The organism is Paenibacillus foliorum, assembly GCF_013141765.1.
Lineage (GTDB): Bacteria > Bacillota > Bacilli > Paenibacillales > NBRC-103111 > Paenibacillus_S > Paenibacillus_S foliorum.
On the sequence record NZ_WHOD01000092.1, the window covers coordinates 1 to 685 of the forward strand.

Annotated in this window: 1 protein-coding gene; it reads left to right on the top strand. The window is 37.1% G+C overall.

Annotated elements, in window-relative coordinates:
* Positions 1-72: 72 nt before the first annotated feature.
* Positions 73-685: hypothetical protein (locus tag GC093_RS24025; protein ID WP_171654453.1), on the top strand; the 613-nt coding region annotated here is incomplete at its 3' end.

Here is a 685-nt window from a genome sequence, read left to right on the forward strand (position 1 = left end):
GGGATGGTTTTGAAGTTACAAATCAAAAACTTGAACTGTAATGCGACTCCAACGGTTTTCCACAGGTTTTCAATGATTGACAGTATCAGAGATTTTAACCTTACAATAGAATCGGGCAAAATATATGGATTAGTTGGATCTCTTGGTTCAGGGGGGTGGCTACTAAGTTATCTGCTTGCAGGAAGAGACACGTTGTTTTCCCAAGACTTGAAGTTATCGAATTCTCAAATAACAATTGATGGCCTACCAGCCAATAATGAACTTCTTAAAAGCATTTCTTGTTATATTGGTGAGGGTGTGGCAGAAATTCCTTATAAAAAATTCAACTCTTATCCCTCAAAATTAACTTGGAAAATAAGAAAGATAAAAACGGTAGCAGATCAAATTTTAGAGGGTATTGCAAGAAGTGAGAACACTTTGACTCTACATGAAATTGCAATTTTGTTTGAACTAACAGGTATTAATGAACCAGGCAGAATTTATAGTCCTCTTGAATTTAATAGTGGTGAGCGATGGAGAGCATCCCTTGCAATAGGTTTTGCATTCCAAAAGAAATTGTTTTGTGCTCCATGGATTGAGCCACATGGCATTGAGTACATACTGAGTGAACATAGCAGAAAATATTTGAAGATACTCCAAGAGGCAGGGGCGGCAATAATTCTGCCAGTAAGTAACGAGAAATATG